Below are 20,269 nucleotides of genomic sequence, written 5' to 3'. Positions count from 1 at the left end.
GTGACGCAGAGCGTCACTGGATGCATTCCCACGCAGAGCGTGGGAACGATCAACGTGAGAGCGATCAATCACTAGCGCTCGCGCATCGCCTCGGTCCGGGCCTTGAGCACCGGTTTGAGCAGGTAATCCAGCACGCTTTTCTCCCCGGTAATAATGTCCACCGTCGCCACCATCCCCGGAATGATCAACAGCGGTTTCACATCCCCGCCCAAATGGTTTTTGTCGGTACGCACCTGGATCAGGTAGAAGCTGTTGCCCTTGTCGTCGGTGATGGTGTCGGCGCCGATCAGCTCAAGCTTGGCGCTGAGCCCGCCGTAGATCGTGTAGTCGTAGGCGCTGAACTTGACCATGGCTTTCTGGCCCGGGTGCAGGAACGCCACGTCCTGCGGCCGGACTTTGGCTTCGATCAGCAGGTTGTCTTCCAGCGGCACGATTTCCACCATGTCGCTGCCCGGCTGCACCACGCCGCCGATGGTGTTGACCTTCATTTGCTTGATCACCCCATGCACCGGCGAGGTCACCGTGGTACGGCTGACGCGGTCGTCGATGGCGATGCTCGAAGCAGTGATTTTCGACAGGTCGGTACGTTTCTCGTTGAGCTCCTTGGCCGCTTCGGAGCGGAAAGTCTGTTCCGATTCGTCGATCTTGCTGCGGATCTCGGCGATGGCCGATTCGGCGCGGGGAATGGCCAGGGTCGTGGCGTTCAGGGAACCGCGGATTTCCACCGCACTGCGCTTGAGCCGCAGGATCTCCACCGGCGACACGGCGCCAGTCTTGACCAGCGGTTCGGACATGTTCATTTCCTGATTCACCAACGCCAGGCTTGAGCTGTACTGACCCTGTTTCGAGCGAAACTCCGCCAGCTCCTGAGTCTTCTGCCGCAGCTGTTCGCTGAGGGTTCTCTGTTCGCTGGCCAGCCGCCGCTGCCGTTGCTCGTACAGCGAACGCTCGTCCTCGGCCACTTGCGGCGCCTTGGCGATCACTTCGTCCGAGAGCTTGAATGGCCGGCCTTCGGCTTCGGCGGACAAGCGTTCGACCTGCGCGGTCAAGGCATAACGATCGGCCTCGCTCTCACCCTTGTTCGACAGAAACCGCGTGTCGTCCAGGCGCAGCAGTTTGTCGCCCTTGTCGACCATCTGCCCTTCGCGCACGAAGATCTCGGTGACAATCCCGCCCTCAAGGTTCTGGATCACCTGGACCTTGCTCGACGGAATGGCCTTGCCTTCGCCCATGGTCACTTCCTGCAGCACCGCGAACTTGGCCCAGACCAGCGCACTGATCAGCAGCGCCGCCGCCAGCCACACGGTGATGCGCGACCAGCGTGGCGAATCCTGCAACGAGGCGCCGGCGGTTTCCGGCATGAATTCGGCTTCGGCGCTTTTACCGAAGCTGTCGAAATAACCGCGGGGTTTTGAAGAGGAAGAAGCAGACATGGGGCAACTCCTAGACCGCTGCCGAGCCGACCCGGCCCTTGCGCAACGCATCGATGACCGCTTCTTTCGGACCGTCGGCGACGATCCGGCCGTTGTCCAGCACCAGCAACCGGTCCACCAGGCTCAGCATCGAGGTGCGGTGGGTGACCAGCAGCAAGGTTTTGCCTTGCACCCAGCCGTGCAGCTTCTGGCGCAGGACGTCTTCGCTGCTGTTGTCCATGGCGCTGGTGGGTTCGTCGAGCAGCATGATCGGCGGGTCTAGCAGCAGCGCCCGCGCCAGTAACACCGCCTGGCGCTGGCCGCCGGAGAGCAATTGCCCGCGCTCGCCAACCGGCCGGTCGAAGCCTTGCGGGTGCTGCCGTGCAAGCTCGGTAACGCCGGTCAGTTCGGCCACTTCGAGCATCCGCGAATCGCTGATGTAGCGCGCGCCGAGGGTCAGGTTGTCGCGCAGGCTGCCGGCCAGCAGCGGCAGGTCATGGGCGACGTAACCGATCTGCTGGCGCAGGTCGGCGACATCCAGCTGCCGCAGGTCGAGGCCATCGAGCAGCAACTGGCCTTCTTCCGGTTCGTAGAAGCCCATCACCAGCCGCGCCAGGGTGCTTTTGCCCGAGCCGCTGCGGCCGATGATGCCGATCCGTTCGCCGGGTTTGACGCTGAAACTGACGTTGCTCAAGGCCGGGGTGTTCTGGCCGTTGTAGTGGAAGGTCACGGCGTTGGCGTCCAGCGCGCCTTGCAGTTGCGTGCGCTCCAGCGGCCGCTGTTTGCCGTCGCGTTCCTGAGGCAGGGACATCAGCGCGTCGGTGCTTTTCATGGTCAGTTGCGCTTGCTGGTAGCGGGTGATCAGCCCGGCGATCTGGCCTAGCGGCGCGAGCACGCGGCTGCCGAGCATGTAAGTCGCCACCAGTGCGCCGACGCTGAGATTGCCGGCGATGATGCTGTAGACCCCGGCCACAATCGTCGCCATCCCCGAAAACTGCTGGATGAACAGCGTGCCGTTGGTGGCCAGCGCGGAGAGATTACGGGCGTGGCTGTCGAGGCGGGTGAGGGCGCCGTGGGTGCTTTCCCATTTGTGCTGGCGCTCGCTTTCGGCGCTGCACGCCTTGAGGGTTTCCAGTCCGCCGAGGGTTTCGATCAGCAACGCCTGACGCTCGGCGCCGAGGCTCAGGCTTTTCTGCACGGTGTCGCGCAGGCGGGCTTGAATGATCATCGCGAACACGATCGTGATCGGAAACGCCAGCAGCGGAATCACCACCAGCCAGCCACCGAGCAGGCCGATCACCACCAGCATCAACACCACGAAGGGCAGATCGATCAGGCTGGTCAGGGTGACGGCGGTGAGGAATTCGCGCAGACCCTGAAAGTCGTGAATGCTCTGGGCAAAGCCGCCGATGGTCGCTGGCCGGGCCTTCATCGCCATGCCGGTGATGCGCTCGAATAAAGTGGCGGAAAGGATCACGTCGGTCTTCTTGCCGGCGGTGTCCAGCAAGTGCGCGCGCACCACCCGCAGCACCAGTTCGAACCCGGTGCCGATCAGCAGCCCGATCGACAGCACCCACAACGTTGAGGTGGCCTGGTTCGGCACCACGCGGTCGTAGGTCTGCATGACGAACAGCGGCACCATCAGGCCCAGCAGGTTGATCAGGAAACTGGCAAGAATCGCATCGCTGTACAGCCATTTCGACAGCTTCAGGGTGTCGCGAAACCACGCCTGCACCCGTGGCACCAATGGCGAGCGCAGGTCTTCCAGTTCATGCCGGGGCCGGGCGAACAAAGCCTGGCCGCTATAGTGTTCGGTGAGTTCTTCACGGCTGACCCATTGCTCGCCGCCGTCGGCTTCGCTGGGCAGGATCAGCGCCTTGCCATCTTCGCTAAAACGCCGCAGCACTGCCGTGCGCCCGTTGCCCAGCAGCAACAGCACCGGCAGGTTCAGCGGTGAAATGTCCTTGAGTTCCCGGCGCAGCAAGCGCGCCTGCAACCCGGCCCGGGCTGCGGCGCGGGGCAGCAGGTCCAGGCTCAGGCGTTGTTTGTCCAGGGGCAGCCCGGCGCTCAGGCTGGCGCGACTGACTGTCGCGCCATGGAGCTTGCAGAGGATCAACAGACCGTCGAGCAACGGGTCATCGAAGCTCAGCCGCGGATCGATCCCGGTGTTACCGGGTTGCATGCTGGTCATATTGATCGCTCCCGTTGAGCTGGCTCGGCTATCCACATCAACCCTTTGTTACTGCGAGGCGTTCAACCGTACTGATCGTTCCCACGCTCTGCGTGGGAATGCCTCTAGGGACGCTCCGCGTCCAGTGACGCGGAGCGTCACGGGCTGCATTCCCACGCGGACGGTTCGACGCCTCGACGTGGGAACGATCAAAAACACAGCCTTCGGCAGCGTGGTTATTTCAGTTCAGGCAAGCGTGCTTCGTTTTTCACCTCGGTCGCGGCAATCGCATCGGCCGGCAGCACCACGCGCTGCTTGCTCAACAACTGGCCCATGTTCGCCAGCACGCGGTACATCGAGTATTCCTCGGTGTAGCGGATTTCGGTGTAGCGACGGTTGGCGTTGTACAGCTCGTTTTCACTGTCGAGCACGTCCAGCAGGGTGCGCTGACCGAGGCCGAACTGATCCTGATACGCGGCGCGTACACGCTTGGTGGTTTCGGCGTATTCGCGGGCGGTCGGGGTTTGCTTCTTGGCGTTGAGCATGGCGTTCCACGCCAGGTGAATGTTCTCGTTGAGCTGACGCAGGGCGTTGTTGCGGATGTCCATCGCCTGGTTGATCTGGTGCGCGTCGGAGGCCAGTCGAGCCTTGTCGCTGCCGCCACGGAACAGGTTGTAGTTCATCACCACGCCGACCCGCCATTCGTTGTCGTGGCCCTCGTCGCCCTGCACGTTGTTGTTGGCGCCGACCGCCGCTTCTGCGTCGAAGCGTGGATAGAACGGCGACTTGGCAACTTCATACTGGCTCTCGGCCGATTGCACGTCGGCCTGGGCGGATTTCAGGTACGGGTTGTTCTCGACCATGCTCTGCTGGGCTTCGGGTAGCGTGGCGGGCAACTCGCCGCGGGTCGAAGCCGGCGTTTCCAGCTCATCGGGCATGCGTCCGACCACGCTGTAGAAGTTGGATTCGGCGTCGGCCAGATCGACTTCGGCGGTGTCGAGGTTGTTCTGGGCCAGCGCCTTACGGGCGACCGATTGATCGGAGTCGGCGGTGCTGCCCACGCCGCGCTCGGTGCGCAGGCCGATCTGGTCGTTGACCCGCAAGTGCGCCTGCAGGTTGTTCTTGGCCAGGGTCACCAGTTCGCGACGCTTGAGCACTTCGAGGTAGACCTCGATGGTGCGCAGCGCCAGGTCCTGGGCGGTGCCTTGGGCGTAATAGGCGCGTGAGTTGGAGACGCCCTTGGTGCGCTCGACTTCGTTGGCGGTGTTGAAACCGTCGAACAGCATCTGCCGCAGCCGCAGTTCGGACTGGGTGTAATTGAGGATTTCGGTGTGATGGTTACCGAAGGCCCGGGTGTTGGTGTTGTCGCTGTAGCCGCGCCCGTAAGCAGCGTTCAGGTCCACCGACGGATAGAAGCCGCCCTTGGCGACCTTCACCTGTTCATCAGCCGACAGGCGCGCATCCACGCGCGAGGCCAGTTCGGGGTGGGTGGCAATGGTGCTCTGAATCGCCTCGGTGAGGTTCATGGCCTGGGCTTGAGAAGTGCAAGCCATGGCCAGCAAAACCGCGCTGCAGAGGGGGGTTAGTACGCGCATGGGTGCATCTCCCTGAGTCCTGATGGTGTTTCGCTGTCGCCAATTTATTGACGATATTTTTAGTAAAAAGCGTTTCATGCCTGTAACAACAGAGCTAAGAACATCCTGAAGCGTAGTTAAGAAAAAATTTTCATAAGGGTTATGCCAAAAAAAACTTATGCGCTTCGCCAAATCCAGCACATTGTTCCACTCGAAAGCCTTTGTTTTATGCGCTTTAGGGAGCACAGAAAGGCTTGAGGAAAGTTCCACTCACTTTGCGACATACGGCGAAGTACTGCTAAAGGGGAGGGACGCGTAGCGGCTGATGAGCGACAGTTTTTTGTCACTCGGGTGATTCACCACCGTTACGTAGCGTTAGTGGGCCTGCTGCATCGAACAGAGATTCCAAGTGCTTGATGGCGCTGGCGTTTCTGGATTTGCGCAACCTGCGAAACGAACTGTCGAGGTGCGAGCGTCGCCCCGACAACCCGCTTGAGCCATGGGCTGCTTCGCGAACCAGCGCCGACGGTGGTCGGCAGCGGAGGAATGCACATGGCAACGCTCATCGGGATCGTCACTAAAGTCATTGGTCAGGTTTTCGCTCAATCGGCAGACGGCAGTCGGCGCCCATTGGTCGAAGGCGATCGGCTGTTTGCAGGGGATCAATTGATCACCGGGGCGGAGGGGGCGGTTGCCGTCCATCTGCAAAATGGCCAGGAACTGACCCTCGGTCGCGACAGCAGCCTGACCATGACCGGCCAGTTGCTCGCCGATCAGGCGGCACATGTCAATGCACCGGAAGCGGTGACCCCGAGCGAGTCGCAACTGACCGACGTCGAACAGATCCAGAAAGCCATTGCCGCCGGCGATGACCCGACCCAATCCGCCGAAGCGACCGCGGCCGGCCCCGGAGCCACCGGTGGTGCGCCGGGCGCGCTGGGTGGCGGTCACAGTTTCGTGTTGTTGACAGAAGTGGCGGGCCGGGTCGATCCGGTCATTGGTTTCCCCACCGCCGGCTTCAACGGCATTCCCGAGTTTCCCGAAGAGCGGCATAACGCCGTGATCGACAACGGTGACGGCCAGGCCGCACCGATTGTTCCGCCTCCACCCCCAGTCAACAATCCGGTCACACTCACCGGGCTGTCTGTTGCCGGTGGCGAATTGAATCTCAACGAAGCCAATCTGCCCGACGGTTCCGCTGCCAATCCGGGCGCGCTGACCCAGACCGGCAGCTTCACGGTGTCGGCGCCGGACGGTCTGAGCAGCCTGAGCATTGGCGGTATCAACGTGATCGTCGGCGGCGTGCCGATCGGTTTCCCGCAATCGATCACCACGCAACTGGGCAACACTCTGACCATTACCGGCTACAACCCGGCCACCGGCACGGTCAGTTACAGCTACACCCTCAACGGCAACGAGACCCACGCAGCGGGCGACGGCGCCAACAACCTCAGCGAACAATTCACCGTGATCGCCGGCGACAGCAATGGCGACACGGCCACCGGCACGCTGGACGTCAACATCACCGACGACGTGCCGAAAGCGTTTGATGACAACAATGGCACGGCCTCAGAGACCCAGCTGACGCTGACCGGCAACGTCCTGACCAACGACTCGTATAACTTCGTATAATGTATGCTATGCGAAGTTATTACGAGCGAAACTCCGCCAGCTCCTGAGTCTTCTGCCGCAGCTGTTCGCTGAGGGTTCTCTGTTCGCTGGCCAGCCGCCGCTGCTAAAAAAGAAAGTGGCATTGCCGGGTAGCTATGTTCGGGCAAGATAACCGCTGAAAGCATCTAAGCGGGAAACTTGCCTCAAGATGAGATCTCACTGGAACCTTGAGTTCCCTGAAGGGCCGTCGAAGACTACGACGTTGATAGGTTGGGTGTGTAAGCGCTGTGAGGCGTTGAGCTAACCAATACTAATTGCCCGTGAGGCTTGACCATATAACACCCAAGCAATCTGTAGACTCGAAAGAGACCAGATTGCGGTGTGTGAAGACGCAATGAACCGAAAGTTCGATGCTCACAAGACACCGAAAACTATCCCATACCCAATTTGCTGAAGCGAGGCCATCTGGTCGCGAGTCAGTACCCGAATTTCTTGACGACCATAGAGCGTTGGAACCACCTGATCCCATCCCGAACTCAGAAGTGAAACGATGCATCGCCGATGGTAGTGTGGGGTTTCCCCATGTGAGAGTAGGTCATCGTCAAGATTAAATTCCGAAACCCCAATTGCGAAAGCAATTGGGGTTTTGTTTTGCCCGCAGGAAAGTTCTTACAGCATTCTCAGCCGTCTTGCGGCTGTCCTCGCCGGCCGACAATGCTAAGGTTCAGCCCTAGCTTTTGTACTTTTCCAAGGAAGCCTTCATGCCGGACACCCAGTCCCTCAACGCTGCATTCATGGTCGTTCAGAGCAACAGCCTGGATGAACTGCGCAGCCTTGTGATCAGCATCATGCGGCGCTATCCGCTGGCACCCTTGGAGAATGAAATTGCGCTCGTGCAGAGTAACGGTATCGCTCAATGGCTCAAGCTGGCCCTGGCTGAAGATCCTGAAGCAGAAGATTCAGGCGGCTGTGGTATCGCCGCTGCTATTGATGTGCAACTGCCGGGCAGTTTCATGTGGCAGCTTTACCGGATGGTGCTGGGGCGAGAAGAAATTCCGGCAAAGTCGTTGCTCGACAAGGCACCGTTGACATGGCGCCTGATGCGCTTGTTGCCACAGGTAATCAACCGTCCGCATTTCGAACCGCTACAACGCTTCCTCACCCATGACACCGATCTACGCAAACGCTACCAGTTATCCGAGCGTCTGGCAGACCTCTTCGACCAATACCAGGTTTACCGCGCTGATTGGCTTGAGGACTGGGCAGAGGGGCATCATCAACTCCGCAATGTAAGAGGTGAAGCGAAGCCGCTCTCACCGACCAGTTGCTGGCAGGCAGAATTGTGGCGCGCTCTGCTGGACGACGTGGGCGAGCAAGGCATGGCCCAAAGCCGGGCAGGCGTGCATCAGCGATTCATGGAACGCATCAACAGTCTTGAAAGCGCACCGAACGGACTTCCCCAGCGAGTAATCGTTTTTGGAATTTCCTCGTTGCCCGCACAAGTACTTGAAGCGTTGGCCGGGCTTTCCCGTTTCAGCCAGGTTTTGTTGTGCGTCCATAACCCCTGTCGTTATCACTGGGCCGATATCGTTGCCGACAAGGATCTACTACGTCATCAGTACAAGCGACAAGCCCGCAAAAACGGCATGCCTGTGGTGCTGGACTCGGAATCACTCCACCAACATGCTCACCCGCTCCTCGCTGCATGGGGTAAGCAAGGTCGTGATTACATCAACCTTCTCGACAGTTACGACGAGCCGGACAGCTATCGCGCAGCATTTCGCAATGGGCGTATTGATCTGTTCAGCGAACACCAGCCGAAGAACATGCTCAATCAGTTACAGGACGACATTCTGGAACTGCGGCCGCTCAGCGAGACTCGTGCGCTCTGGCCGGCAGTCGATCTCACTCAAGACGATTCGATCCGCTTTCATATCGCCCATAGCGCCCAGCGCGAGGTTGAGATTCTCCACGACCAGTTGCTGGCCCGTTTCAGTGCCAACCCTCAATTACGCCCGCGCGACGTGATCGTGATGGTGCCTGACATCGATAGTTATGCGCCGCATATTCGCGCCGTATTTGGGCAGCTTGATCGTCATGACCCACGCTTCATTCCCTTCACCATGGCCGATCAGGGCCAGCGCGGACGGGATCCATTGCTGATCGCTGTCGAGCATCTGCTCAAGCTGCCTGACAGTCGTTTTCCCGTCAGTGAGATCCTCGACCTGCTCGACGTTCCTGCGTTACGCGCCAGATTTGGTGTGCAGGAGCGAGACTTGCCGACCCTGCATCGCTGGATTGAAGGTGCTGGCGTGCGTTGGGGAATCGATGCCGGGCAACGGGCCGAGCTGGGATTGCCCGACGAACTGGAGCAAAACAGTTGGCGCTTTGGCTTGCGCCGGATGCTGCTCGGTTATGCCGTCGGCAGTTCCGGGGCCTGTGGGGATATCGAGCCGTACGACGAAATCGGTGGTCTCGATGCCGCGCTGATCGGCCCATTGGTAGCGTTGCTGGATGCACTGGAACTTTCGCATCAGCAACTGATGACGCCCGCGCAACCATGGGAGTGGGGGGATCGGCTTCAGGCCCTGATGCTGCTGTTTTTCAAACCCGAAAATGAGCATGACGACTACTTGCTCGCTCAACTCGAAGAGCTACGGGAAACCTGGCTGGAAACCTGCGAAGCCGTCGGTCTGTTGGACGAGTTGCCACTGACCGTAGTCCGTGAGGCCTGGTTGGCGGGACTGGATCAGGGTCGCCTGTCGCAGCGTTTCCTGGCGGGAGCCGTGAACTTTTGCACGCTGATGCCGATGCGCGCGATCCCGTTCAGGCTGGTTTGCCTGCTGGGCATGAACGATGGCGATTATCCACGTGCTCAACCGCCGCTGGACTTCGACCTCATGGGCAGCGACTACCGGCCGGGAGATCGCTCCCGTCGGGAGGATGATCGCTATCTTCTGCTTGAAGCGCTTTTGTCCGCCCGTCATCAGCTCTACATCAGCTGGGTCGGCCGCAGCATTCGCGACAACAGTGAGCGGCCCGCCTCTGTGTTGATCGGCCAGTTGCGCGATCATCTCGCCAATGGATGGCGATCGGTCGACGACAACGAAGATCTCCTGATTGCGATGACTCAGGAGCATCCGTTGCAGCCATTCAGTTCGCGCTACTTCCATGAGGAAGACAAGCTGTTCAGCTACGCCAGCGAATGGCAGGTGCTGCATCAACATCACGAACAGAATGACGTCGCAACAATGCTTGCCCCCCATGTCCAGGAGGAACCGTTGAGTCTGGAACTGCTACAGGACTTCCTGCGCAATCCGGTCCGACACTTTTTCACTCAGCGACTCAAGGTTTACTTCGAAGCGGCGCAGGTACCTCAGGCTGACGAGGAACCCTTTGTACTGGATGCGTTGCAGCGATACGTGCTCAGCGACAGCTTGCTCGGAGCAGCCTTGAGACACCCGGATAATGTTGATCAGGCACTCGAGTCTCAAGCCCGACGCCTGCAGAACAGCGGACTTTTGCCCATGGCCGGGTTCGGTGAATGCCTTCAACGAGAGCTGATCGAGCCTTTGCCAGACTTGTTGCAACGACATCAACAGCTGTTGGCGTTATGGCCAACACCCCTGACCAACGCCCTACCGATCAATTTCGAATGGCAGGAACTGCGCCTTGAAGGATGGTTGGGAGGTTTGCACCGGCGCGCCGATGGCGGCGTACTGTCGGTCACAACAATCCCCAACAGCATAGGCTCGATCAAGAGCCGCAAATGGCATCGCCTGACCAAGCCCTGGGTCAGCCATCTTGTCGCGTGCGCCAGTGGTCTTTCCCTGACGACAGCACTGGTGGCCAGTGATGACACGCTCCTGCTTGAACCTCTGGAACAGCCCCGGGCGGGCCGAATTCTCGAGGATCTGCTGCTCGCCTGGCAGACGGGTATGCGCCAGCCACTTCCGGTCGCGGTAAAAACGGCTTTTGCATGGCTGGCTCAGACCGATCCGGTCAAGGCTGAAGCGGCTGCCCGCAAAGCCTATGAAGGCGATGGTCAGACCAGCGAAGGCGAGCGGCGTGAAAGCCCGGCTCTGTCCCGACAATTCGCCGACTTCGATGCACTGCAGGCGGATGAAACCTTCTCCGGTTGGTGTGATGCACTGTATCGCCCTTTGCTTGAGGCACCGTGGCGCTCATGGACCCACGAGGAGGCAGGCGCATGAGTAACCAGCCGCCACTCGCCCTGGCATTCCCGTTAAAGGGCAGCCAACTGATTGAAGCCAGTGCAGGCACTGGCAAGACGTTTACCATTTCGGCGTTGTATTTGCGGTTGATCCTTGGCCACGGAGGCGAGGCGAGTGGTTTCGGTCGTGAGCTGTTGCCCCCGCAAATTCTCGTGGTGACCTTCACCGACGCGGCCACCAAAGAGCTGCGCGAACGCATCCGTACGCGTTTGGCCGAAGCCGCCCGTTTCTTCCGCGACGAGACGCCTCCCCCTGATGCGTTGATCAATGAACTGCGTGCACAGTTCGATCCGCAACAATGGCCCGGTTGTGCCAACCGCCTGGACATCGCCGCGCAATGGATGGATGAAGCTGCGGTCTCGACAATCCACAGTTGGTGTCAGCGAATGCTGCGCGAGCATGCGTTCGACAGCGGCAGTCTGTTTACCCAGACCCTTGAAACCGATCACAGCGACTTGCTCGGCGAAGTGCTGCGCGATTATTGGCGGCTGTTCTGCTATCCGATGCAGGGCGATGCATTGAGCTGGGTTCGCAGTCACTGGGGAGGTCCGGCGGCCTTGTTGCCGCGTGTGCGTGGGCTGTTTGGCACCGAGCGCGAGGGGGATTCAGACAATACGCCATCCGAACTGATCGAAGAGTGCCTGAAGGAACGTCGTGCGGCGTTGGTGGACTTGAAGCGACCATGGCGGCAGTGGGCCGATGAGTTGCTCGCCATCTGCCATCAGGGCGTCGCCAACAAAACCGTGGACGGGCGCAAGATGCAGGCCCGCTATTTCGAACCCTGGTTCGAAAAGCTCAAGGCCTGGGCCGAGGACGAGTCGCTCGAACAACTGGATATCGGCACCGGGTTCGCCCGGCTCACGCCGGACGGCATGGCTGAAGCCTGGAAAGGCGAGCCGCCGAGTCACCCGGGCCTGGATGCCATGCCTGTGCTCAAGTCGAGCCTCGACAATTTGCCGACGCCCGATGCGGCCGTGCTGCAGCATGCTGCCAAATGGGTCGGTGCCCGCTTTGAAGACGAGAAGCGCCGTCGAGCCGAAATGGGTTTCGACGACATGCTGTTGCGTCTTGATGCGGCCCTGCAATCCGACGGTGGGGAACGGCTCGCCACGCTCATCCGCGAGCAGTTCCCGGTCGCACTGATCGATGAGTTCCAGGACACGGACCCGGTGCAGTACCGGATCTTCGAAAGCATCTATCGCATTGAAGAAGATAACCCCGAGACCGGGCTGTTCCTGATTGGCGACCCCAAGCAGGCGATCTATGCCTTCCGTGGCGCGGACATCTACACCTATCTGCGAGCCCGGCAGGCCACAACCGGGCGCCTGCATACCCTGGGCACCAACTTCCGTTCCAGTCACGGGATGGTCTGTGCGGTCAACCATGTGTTCGAGCGTGCAGAATCCCGTGAGCAAGGACGCGGAGCGTTTCTGTTCCGAGAGAAAAACGGCGATAACCCTGTGCCGTTCCAGCCTGTGGAGGCTCAGGGGCGCAAAGAACATTTGCAGGTCTCCGGGCTGGATGTGCCGGCGCTGAACATCTGGCATTTATCCACCGACAAACCACTGTCCGGGGCGGTTTACCGCCAGCAGTTGGCGGCCGCCTGTGCCAGTCAGATCACCTCCCTGCTCAATGGCGGACAGACCGGTCGCGCCGGGTTTGCGCAGGAGGGCAAGGATTGGCGTGGGCTGCGGCCAGCGGACATTGCGATCCTGGTGCGCGATGGTAAAGAGGCGCAGGCGGTACGCGGTGAGCTCGCAGTGCGCGGAGTCCGCAGCGTTTATCTGTCGGACAAGGACTCGGTCTTTGCCGCTCAGGAAGCCCATGATCTGCTGTCGTGGCTCAAGGCGTGCGCCGAGCCGGATGTCGAACGCTCCCTGAAAGCGGCGCTGGCGTGCATCACACTGAATCTGCCACTGGCTGAGCTGGAGCGTCTGAATCAGGACGAACGGGTCTGGGAAACCCGGGTCATGCAGTTCCGCGGTTATCGTGAGCTCTGGCGCAAGCAAGGGGTGTTGCCGATGTTGCGGCGCCTGCTGCACGACTTTCAACTGCCGCAGATGCTCATTGCCCGCAGTGATGGCGAGCGGGTGCTGACCAACCTGTTGCACCTGTCGGAGTTGTTGCAACAGGCCGCGTCGGAACTCGATGGCGAGCAGGCACTGATCCGTCATCTGGCCGAGCATCTGGCGCTCTCCGGGCAGGCAGGCGAAGAGCAGATCCTGCGTCTTGAAAGCGACGAACAACTGGTCAAGGTCGTGACCATTCACAAGTCCAAGGGACTTGAATACCCGTTGGTGTTCCTGCCTTTCATCTGCTCGGCCAAACCCGTGGATGGCAGTCGATTGCCGCTGCATTACCACGATGAGTCCGGCAAGGCCCGCATCAGTCTGAAACCCGACGCCGAATTGATCGCCCTGGCGGACAACGAGCGCCTGGCGGAGGATCTGCGTTTGCTCTACGTCGCGCTGACCCGCGCACAACACGCGTGCTGGCTCGGAGTCACGGATCTCAAGCGCGGCAACCACAGCAGCTCGGTGCTGCATCTTTCTGCGCTGGGCTATCTGTTGGGCGGTGGCGCAACGTTGAATGAGTCCAGCGGATTGGCCCGCTGGCTGGACGATCTGCAACAGGATTGCTCGGCGCTGAGCGTTGTTGAAATGCCGGAGGCTACCAGCGAGGTGTACAAGCCCCCGCGTAACGAGGCCAAGCTACGCGCCACACTATTGCCGAGCCGCAGGGCCAGCGAAAACTGGTGGATCGCATCGTACAGCGCCTTGCGCATCAGTGACGTGCTGAGCGTCGGCAATGACGAAGCTCCTGACAGTCCGCAAGCGCAAAAACTGTTCGACGACGAACGCCTCGATCCCGAGGCACAGCGCGAGATCATCACTGGCGGGGCCGATATTCACCGCTTCCCCCGCGGACCGAATCCGGGAACGTTTCTTCACGGTTTGCTGGAGTGGGCAGGGGAGGAGGGTTTCGCGGTCACCCGCGAGTCGTTGAATGATGCGATTGCCCGACGCTGCAACCGTCGGGGCTGGGAAGGCTGGATCACCACCCTCGGCGACTGGTTGCAACACTTGCTCAAACTGCCGCTGCCTGCAGGGCATGATCAACCGCCGGTCGTTCTCGAGCAATTGAAGCAGTATCGGGTCGAGATGGAGTTCTGGTTCGCCAGCCACAAAGTCGACGTCCTCAAGCTTGACGAACAGGTGCGTCAGTTCACCCACAACGGCGTTGCTCGGGTTGGCGCAGAAGCGGTGCAACTCAACGGCATGTTCAAAGGCTTTATCGACCTGACGTTCGAACACGAGGGTCGTTATTACGTGGCCGATTACAAATCCAACTGGCTGGGTGTCGATGACGCGGCGTACACCGAACGGGCCATGGAGCAATCGATCCTCGAAAACCGTTACGACCTGCAATACGTGCTGTACCTGTTGGCACTGCATCGTCAGCTCAAGGCGCGGCTTGCCGATTACGACTACGACCGGCATATCGGTGGCGCGTTGTATCTGTTCCTGCGCGGGACACGGTCCCCTGGAGGCGGCGTTTACTTCGCGAGGCCACCAAGGGAGCTGATCGAACGTCTGGATCTCATGTTCCAGGGCAAACCGCAACCCAAGGCCGAGCCCGCGTGGGAACAGGGAGAACTGCTATGAACCGGACATTCGCCGACCTGCTGCCAACGCCGCTGACCGCCGACAGCCTTGCTCAGCTGACACCTCTGACCCGTGCCGATGATCTGTTGCTGTTGCTGACCCAATGGGTCGAGCGTGGCTGGTTGCGGGCACTGGACAAGGCATTCGTGGCCTTTCTTCATGAGTTGGCACCCGATGTCGATCCGCTGGTGTTGCTAGCCGCCGCATTGACCAGTCACCAGCTCGGCCATGGTCATGTGTGCCTGGATCTGTTCGAAACCCTCAAGGCGCCGGATTTCGCTTTGTCCCTGCCGCCGGAGGGGGATGCACAACCCGGCGTGTTGCTGCTGCCATCGCAACTGCTTGAAACCCTCGACGGAGTACATTGGTGCAAGGTGCTGGCCGACAGTTCGCTGGTTGCACTGGCCGCCGACGAAGGTGCGTCGGCTCGGGAGCGTCCGCTGGTGTTATCCGGCAAGCGTTTGTACTTGCGACGCTATTGGGCCTACGAGCGGCGTATCGACAGCGCATTGCGTCAGCGGCTCGCAGAGCAGGAAGCAACACCGTCCGATCTTGCTCGGCGGCTGGACGAGCTGTTCGATCCGGCGATGCGTGCGGATGTCATCGACTGGCAGAAACTGGCCTGCGCCCTGGCCACCCGAAGTGCCTTCAGCATCATCACGGGCGGCCCGGGCACTGGCAAAACGACAACGGTGGTACGTCTGCTGGCGTTGCTTCAGGCACCTGCGGTCGAGGCGCATCAGCCATTGCGCATTCGGCTCGCGGCGCCTACCGGTAAAGCGGCGGCGCGGCTGACCGAGTCCATCAGTCAGCAGGTGCAATCGCTGAGGGTCGCTGACAGCGTCCGGGAAAAAATCCCGACCGAGGTGACCACGGTGCATCGCCTGCTCGGCAGCCGTCCCGGTACCCGACACTTTCGCCACCATGCCGGTAACCGCTTGCCCCTGGACGTACTGGTGGTCGATGAAGCCTCCATGATCGACCTGGAAATGATGACCAACTTGCTTGATGCGCTGCCGCCTCATGCCAGGTTGGTGCTGCTGGGCGACAAGGATCAATTGGCCTCGGTGGAGGCCGGCGCGGTACTGGGAGATTTGTGCCGTGATGCCGAGGAGGGTTGGTACAGCCCGCAGACTCGCCAGTGGCTGGAAGCGGTGAGCGGCGAATCCCTGCGGGATAGTGGCTTGCGCGAAGGCACTGATGGGTCGCACCCGCTGGCCCAGCAGGTGGTGATGTTGCGTCACTCGCGGCGTTTCGGCGAGGGCAGCGGCATCGGTCAACTGGCGCGACGAGTGAATCGGCAGCTCCCTGATGAAGCTCGCCAGTTGCTGGACGGCAACACTCATGGCGATGTGTTTTCGTTGCCGCTTCAGAACGAGCACGACCGGAAACTTGAGCACCTGGTGCTGGATGGACACGGCGAAGGCCCACACGGTTATCGACATTATCTGAGCGTCTTGCGCGATCGACGTCCGGCGAGCGGAACCCCGCTCGAGCATTCGGACTGGGTCGACTGGGCGCGTGACGTCTTGCGGGCCTTCGATACCTTCCAGTTGTTGTGCGCAGTACGCAAAGGGCCGTGGGGCGTAGAGGGCTTGAATCAGCGCATCACCGATGCATTGCTCAAGGCGCGGCTGATCGAGAGCGACCAGCAGTGGTACGAAGGTCGGCCGGTGCTGATGACCCGAAACGACTATGGCCTCGGGCTGATGAACGGTGACATCGGTATCGCCCTGAGATTGCCCGAGCTCGATGGCCCGGATGCCGACAGGTCGGTGTTGCGGGTGGCGTTCCCGCGTAACGACGGCCGCGGCGGGGTGCGCTTCGTGCTGCCGAGCCGACTCAACGATGTCGAAACCGTGTACGCCATGACCGTGCACAAGTCACAGGGCTCGGAGTTTGCCCATACCGCGCTGATCCTGCCGGACGCCCTGAACCCCGTGTTGACCAAGGAACTGATCTACACCGGAATTACCCGGGCCAAGGACTGGTTCACTTTGATCGAACCGCGCAGTGGCGTATTTGAAGAGGCAGTACAACGCAAGGTGAAGCGCTTGAGCGGACTGATGCTGGAGCTGGAGGAGGGGGCGCTGCCTCGAGGATGAAGGCGCGTTCGATTGCCACCGTTAACTGACCAACCGGTCAGAGGTCGCTGTATCGCTGGCTTTCCAACGCTGTGCTATCGTTGCGGCATCATTTCGTAACGATCCAAGAGAATCCCTGCATGAAGGTGGCTGTCTGGGCGATAGAGCGCGTAGTTGGCTGCAAGCAGGCATTGCTTGCCGTTGTACTCTGTTTGCTCACGGGTTTGGCCGCTGCCCAGACTCCAGCCCCTGCGGGGATGGCCGAACAGCGGGCCAAATCCGTCACCCAGGTTGTTCTCGGTATCCTCAGTTACGCGCGCTGGCCGGTAGAGCCGGCGCAGTTACGCTTGTGTATCGTCGGCCCGACCGAATACACCGATGACCTGGTCAAGGGCACGACGCAGGCCACGGGCCGTCCGGTCATCGTGCGCCGACTGTTGGCCGACAATCCAGCCATCGTCAGCGAGTGCGACGCGGTCTATATCGGCAAACTCACCACAGACGAACGCAGCCGGCTGTTCGCGTCCCTGATCGGCCATCCGGTGCTGAGCATCAGCGAAGGCGGTGATCAATGCACGGTGGGCAGCCTGTTCTGCCTGCGGGTCGGCGATGAACAAGTGTCGTTCGAGGTCAATCTGGACTCCGTCGCCCGCAGCGGTGTGCGCATTCACCCCAGCGTGCTGCAGTTGTCGCGGCGCAAGCCGGCGGTGCCATGAGACGCGACAAATCCACAGGGCGCCCGACCCTGGGCTCGGTCATCGGCCGTGGCAACCTGATTGTGGCGCTGGTCGCCGTGGCAATGGCCAGTGTGTCGCTGACGCTGCTCGGGGTGCTGGCGCTGCGGGTCTATGCCGATCACAACCTGCACTTGATTGCCCGCTCGATCAGTTACACGGTTGAAGCCGCCGTGGTGTTCAATGACAAGGCTGCCGCGACCGAATCGCTGGCGTTGATCGCCTCAACCGAAGAAGTGGCCGATGCGCAGGTGTTGAACGCTCAGGGCCAGTTGCTCGCGCGCTGGCAGCGTCCGGAGAACGGCCTGTTTTCCGAACTGGAGATGCAGGTCGCGCGGGTCATTCTGGAAAAACCCATCAATCTGCCGATCCAGCATCAGGATCGCGAGATCGGGCGCATCTTGCTGATCGGCCACGGTGGCAGCCTGATGCGCTTTCTGTTGAGCGGTCTGGCGGGGATCATTCTCTGTACGGCGATCAGTGCCTGGGTCGCGCTGTACCTGGCGCAGCGTCAGTTGCGCAGGATCATAGGTCCGTTGCACAGCCTGGCGGCGGTGGCGCATGCGGCACGCAGCGAGCGGGCACTGGATCGACGGGTACCACGGGCGAAAATTGCCGAGCTGGACAACCTCGGCACCGACTTCAATGCCCTGCTCGACGAACTCGAATCCTGGCAAACCCATTTGCAAAGCGAGAACGAAACCCTCGCTCATCAGGCCAGCCATGACAGTCTCACCGGACTGCCGAACCGGGCCTTTTTCGAAGGCCGTCTGATTCGTGCTCTGCGCAATGCCCACAAGTTGAATGAGCAAGTGGCGGTGCTGTTTCTCGACAGCGACCGATTCAAGGACATCAACGACAGCTTCGGCCATGCCGCTGGCGATGCCGTGCTGGTAGCGGTGGCGAATCGAGTGCGGGCGCAGTTGCGTGAAGAGGATCTGGTGGCGCGTCTGGGCGGTGACGAGTTCGCCGTTCTGCTCACGCCCTTGCACAAGACCGAAGACGCCGAACGGATTGCCGACAAGATCCTCGCCAGCATGGACACCCCGATTGCGCTGCCGGGCGACAGCAGTGTCGTGACGTCGCTCAGTATCGGCATCGCGGTTTACCCCGATCATGGCGTCACGCCCGGCACCTTGCTCGATGCGGCCGATGCCGCTATGTATCAAGCCAAGCGTTTGTCGCGCGGCGCCCAATTCACGGCCGGGACGGAGTACCCGGTCGATTCCGTTCAAACCAGGAGCTGATGCCCGTGTTCTCACTTTCCTTTCGACTGTTTTCCACCCTGTTGCTGACGGCCATGCTGGCCCTGACCGGTTGCCAGACCGCCCCGCAAAAAGGCCTGACGCCGGCCCAGGTCGCGGTCCTCAAGCAGCAAGGCTTCGAGCTGACCGATGACGGCTGGGAGTTTGGCCTGTCGGGCAAAGTATTGTTTGGCAGCGATGTCGAAAGCCTGAACCAGCAAAGTACCGAAATCGTTGAGCGTATCGGCAAGGCGTTGCTGGGTGTCGGCATCGAGCGCGTGCGCGTCGATGGCCACACCGACGCTTCGGGCAAGGAGACCTACAACGAGCAGCTGTCACTGCGCCGCGCGAAAAGCGTCGGCAACGTGCTGACCTCGGTCGGCATGAAACAAGAGAACATTCAGCTGCAGGGCCTCGGCAGCCGCGAACCGGTCGCCTCCAACGACACCGCCGCCGGCCGTACCGAAAACCGCCGGGTGTCGATTGTGGTCAGCGCCGATTAATCGGCGAACTGCATCTCTCGGGTCTCGCCCATCAACAGACCCTGATTGCGCTCGGTCACTTCGCGGATGTAATCCCACAACAGGGTGATCCGCTTCAACTTGCGCAGATCCTCCCGGCAGTACATCCAGAACTGCCGGGTGATATCGATTTCCTCCGGCAACACCGGCAACAGGCGCGGATCCTGGGCCGCGAGAAAGCACGGCAGAATCGCCAATGAGCGCCCCTGCTGCGCCGCGACGAATTGTGCGATCACGCTGGTGCTGCGCAAATTGGCGCTGGCGCCGGGCAACACGTTCGCCAGATACAGCAACTCCGAGCTGAACGCCAAGTCATCCACGTAACTGATGAATTGATGCTTGCCCAGGTCGGCGGGGCGGCGGATCGGCGGGTGCTTGTCCAGGTATTCCTGGGTCGCGTAGAGCTGCAAGCGGTAGTCGCAGAGTTTGCAGCACACGTACGGACCGTGTTCCGGGCGTTCGAGGGCGATGACGATATCGGCCTCGCGTTTGGACAGGCTGATGAAGTGTGGCAGCGGCAGGATATCTACCGAAATCGCCGGGTAGGCGTCGACGAAGTGGCTCAGTTGCGGGGTGATGAAGAAGCTGCCGAAACCTTCGGTGCAGCCCATCCGCACATGCCCGGACAGCGCGACGCCGGAGCCCGATACCTGCTCGCAAGCCATGTGCAGTGTGCTTTCGATCGACTCGGCATAACTCAGCAGGCGCTGGCCTTCGGCAGTCAGCACGAAACCGCTGGTGCGGGACTTTTCGAACAGCAAGGTGCCGAGCGCCGATTCCAGCGAACTGATCCGTCGCGACACGGTGGTGTAGTCCACCGCCAGGCGTTTGGCCGCGGTGCTGGCCTTGCGGGTACGGGCGACTTCGAGGAAAAACTTGAGGTCGTCCCAGTTCAGCGAGCCTAAAGACGTGATGTTTTTTTGCATGATGGACCGGCTTATATGTGCGTTCTTATTAGAAGTTTGCACATCTATACTCCAAAAACAGTCCGACAACCAATTCGTGACACACGCCTCATC

The 20,269-nt window shown here is 60.7% G+C and carries 10 protein-coding genes, 1 rRNA gene, 1 pseudogene and 1 other annotated feature; of the genes and pseudogenes, 8 read left to right on the top strand and 4 right to left on the bottom strand.

What is annotated here, in order from left to right; all coding sequences use genetic code 11:
• Positions 1-71: 71 nt before the first annotated feature.
• The 3 genes from AWU82_RS19695 to AWU82_RS19685 form a co-directional block, all read right to left on the bottom strand.
• Positions 72-1,433, bottom strand: coding sequence for an HlyD family type I secretion periplasmic adaptor subunit (locus AWU82_RS19695; protein ID WP_011332984.1), 1,362 nt, complete (start codon positions 1,431-1,433; stop codon positions 72-74).
• A gap of 10 nt (positions 1,434-1,443) precedes the next feature.
• Positions 1,444-3,603 (bottom strand): type I secretion system permease/ATPase, encoded by a 2,160-nt coding sequence (locus tag AWU82_RS19690; RefSeq protein ID WP_064383224.1) that lies wholly within the window; start codon positions 3,601-3,603, stop codon positions 1,444-1,446.
• Between the two features lie 215 nt (positions 3,604-3,818).
• A complete protein-coding gene (locus AWU82_RS19685) occupies positions 3,819-5,177 on the bottom strand; it encodes a TolC family outer membrane protein (RefSeq protein ID WP_064383226.1) in 1,359 nt (452 codons plus the stop codon).
• Between the two features lie 531 nt (positions 5,178-5,708).
• Between AWU82_RS19685 and AWU82_RS19680 the strand changes: the two are divergent.
• The 8 genes and pseudogenes from AWU82_RS19680 to yfiB form a co-directional block, all read left to right on the top strand.
• Positions 5,709-6,770, top strand: a pseudogene (locus AWU82_RS19680) (retention module-containing protein); the annotation flags it as partial.
• Between the two features lie 62 nt (positions 6,771-6,832).
• Positions 6,833-7,089, top strand: a sequence feature (23S ribosomal RNA rRNA prediction is too short).
• Positions 7,090-7,258: 169 nt separating this feature from the next.
• A 5S ribosomal RNA gene (gene rrf / locus AWU82_RS19675) occupies positions 7,259-7,374 on the top strand.
• Positions 7,375-7,528: 154 nt separating this feature from the next.
• Positions 7,529-10,981: an exodeoxyribonuclease V subunit gamma gene (recC, locus tag AWU82_RS19670; protein ID WP_064382636.1), complete on the top strand. Its 3,453-nt coding sequence runs from the start codon at positions 7,529-7,531 to the stop codon at positions 10,979-10,981.
• Positions 10,978-14,667: an exodeoxyribonuclease V subunit beta gene (gene recB, locus AWU82_RS19665; RefSeq protein WP_064382635.1), complete on the top strand. Its 3,690-nt coding sequence runs from the start codon at positions 10,978-10,980 to the stop codon at positions 14,665-14,667. The genes recC and recB overlap by 4 nt, the downstream gene beginning before the upstream one ends.
• On the top strand, positions 14,664-16,772 hold the full coding sequence (gene recD, locus AWU82_RS19660) for an exodeoxyribonuclease V subunit alpha (RefSeq protein WP_064382634.1): 2,109 nt from the start codon (positions 14,664-14,666) through the stop codon (positions 16,770-16,772). Before recB ends, recD begins: the two co-directional genes overlap by 4 nt.
• A gap of 119 nt (positions 16,773-16,891) precedes the next feature.
• Complete coding sequence (gene yfiR / locus AWU82_RS19655) at positions 16,892-17,467, top strand: regulatory sequestration protein YfiR (protein ID WP_064382633.1); 576 nt, start codon at positions 16,892-16,894, stop codon at positions 17,465-17,467.
• Complete coding sequence (gene dgcN, locus AWU82_RS19650; protein WP_064382632.1) at positions 17,464-18,732, top strand: diguanylate cyclase DgcN/YfiN; 1,269 nt, start codon at positions 17,464-17,466, stop codon at positions 18,730-18,732. Before yfiR ends, dgcN begins: the two co-directional genes overlap by 4 nt.
• Positions 18,732-19,232, top strand: coding sequence for an outer membrane lipoprotein YfiB (gene yfiB / locus AWU82_RS19645; RefSeq protein WP_176243896.1), 501 nt, complete (start codon positions 18,732-18,734; stop codon positions 19,230-19,232). Before dgcN ends, yfiB begins: the two co-directional genes overlap by 1 nt.
• Here the strand turns inward: yfiB and AWU82_RS19640 are convergent.
• Entirely contained in the window at positions 19,229-20,176 is a 948-nt protein-coding gene (locus tag AWU82_RS19640; protein WP_064382631.1) for a LysR family transcriptional regulator, read from the bottom strand. The genes yfiB and AWU82_RS19640 overlap by 4 nt on opposite strands.
• Positions 20,177-20,269 lie beyond the last annotated feature (93 nt).

It is taken from the genome of Pseudomonas glycinae, from assembly GCF_001594225.2.
Lineage (GTDB): Bacteria > Pseudomonadota > Gammaproteobacteria > Pseudomonadales > Pseudomonadaceae > Aquipseudomonas > Aquipseudomonas glycinae.
Note: the sequence above shows the minus strand (reverse complement) of the source record. Positions and strands in the feature narration are given on the sequence as shown.

Coding starts and splice junctions, on each gene's coding strand:
- yfiB (WP_176243896.1), top strand. CDS start 18,732: ATGCCCGTGTTCTCACTTTCCTTTCGACTGTTTTCCACCCTGTTGCTG.
- AWU82_RS19640 (WP_064382631.1), bottom strand. CDS start 20,176: ATGCAAAAAAACATCACGTCTTTAGGCTCGCTGAACTGGGACGACCTC.
- recC (WP_064382636.1), top strand. CDS start 7,529: ATGCCGGACACCCAGTCCCTCAACGCTGCATTCATGGTCGTTCAGAGC.
- recB (WP_064382635.1), top strand. CDS start 10,978: ATGAGTAACCAGCCGCCACTCGCCCTGGCATTCCCGTTAAAGGGCAGC.
- yfiR (WP_064382633.1), top strand. CDS start 16,892: ATGAAGGTGGCTGTCTGGGCGATAGAGCGCGTAGTTGGCTGCAAGCAG.
- dgcN (WP_064382632.1), top strand. CDS start 17,464: ATGAGACGCGACAAATCCACAGGGCGCCCGACCCTGGGCTCGGTCATC.
- AWU82_RS19685 (WP_064383226.1), bottom strand. CDS start 5,177: ATGCGCGTACTAACCCCCCTCTGCAGCGCGGTTTTGCTGGCCATGGCT.
- AWU82_RS19690 (WP_064383224.1), bottom strand. CDS start 3,603: ATGACCAGCATGCAACCCGGTAACACCGGGATCGATCCGCGGCTGAGC.
- recD (WP_064382634.1), top strand. CDS start 14,664: ATGAACCGGACATTCGCCGACCTGCTGCCAACGCCGCTGACCGCCGAC.
- AWU82_RS19695 (WP_011332984.1), bottom strand. CDS start 1,433: ATGTCTGCTTCTTCCTCTTCAAAACCCCGCGGTTATTTCGACAGCTTC.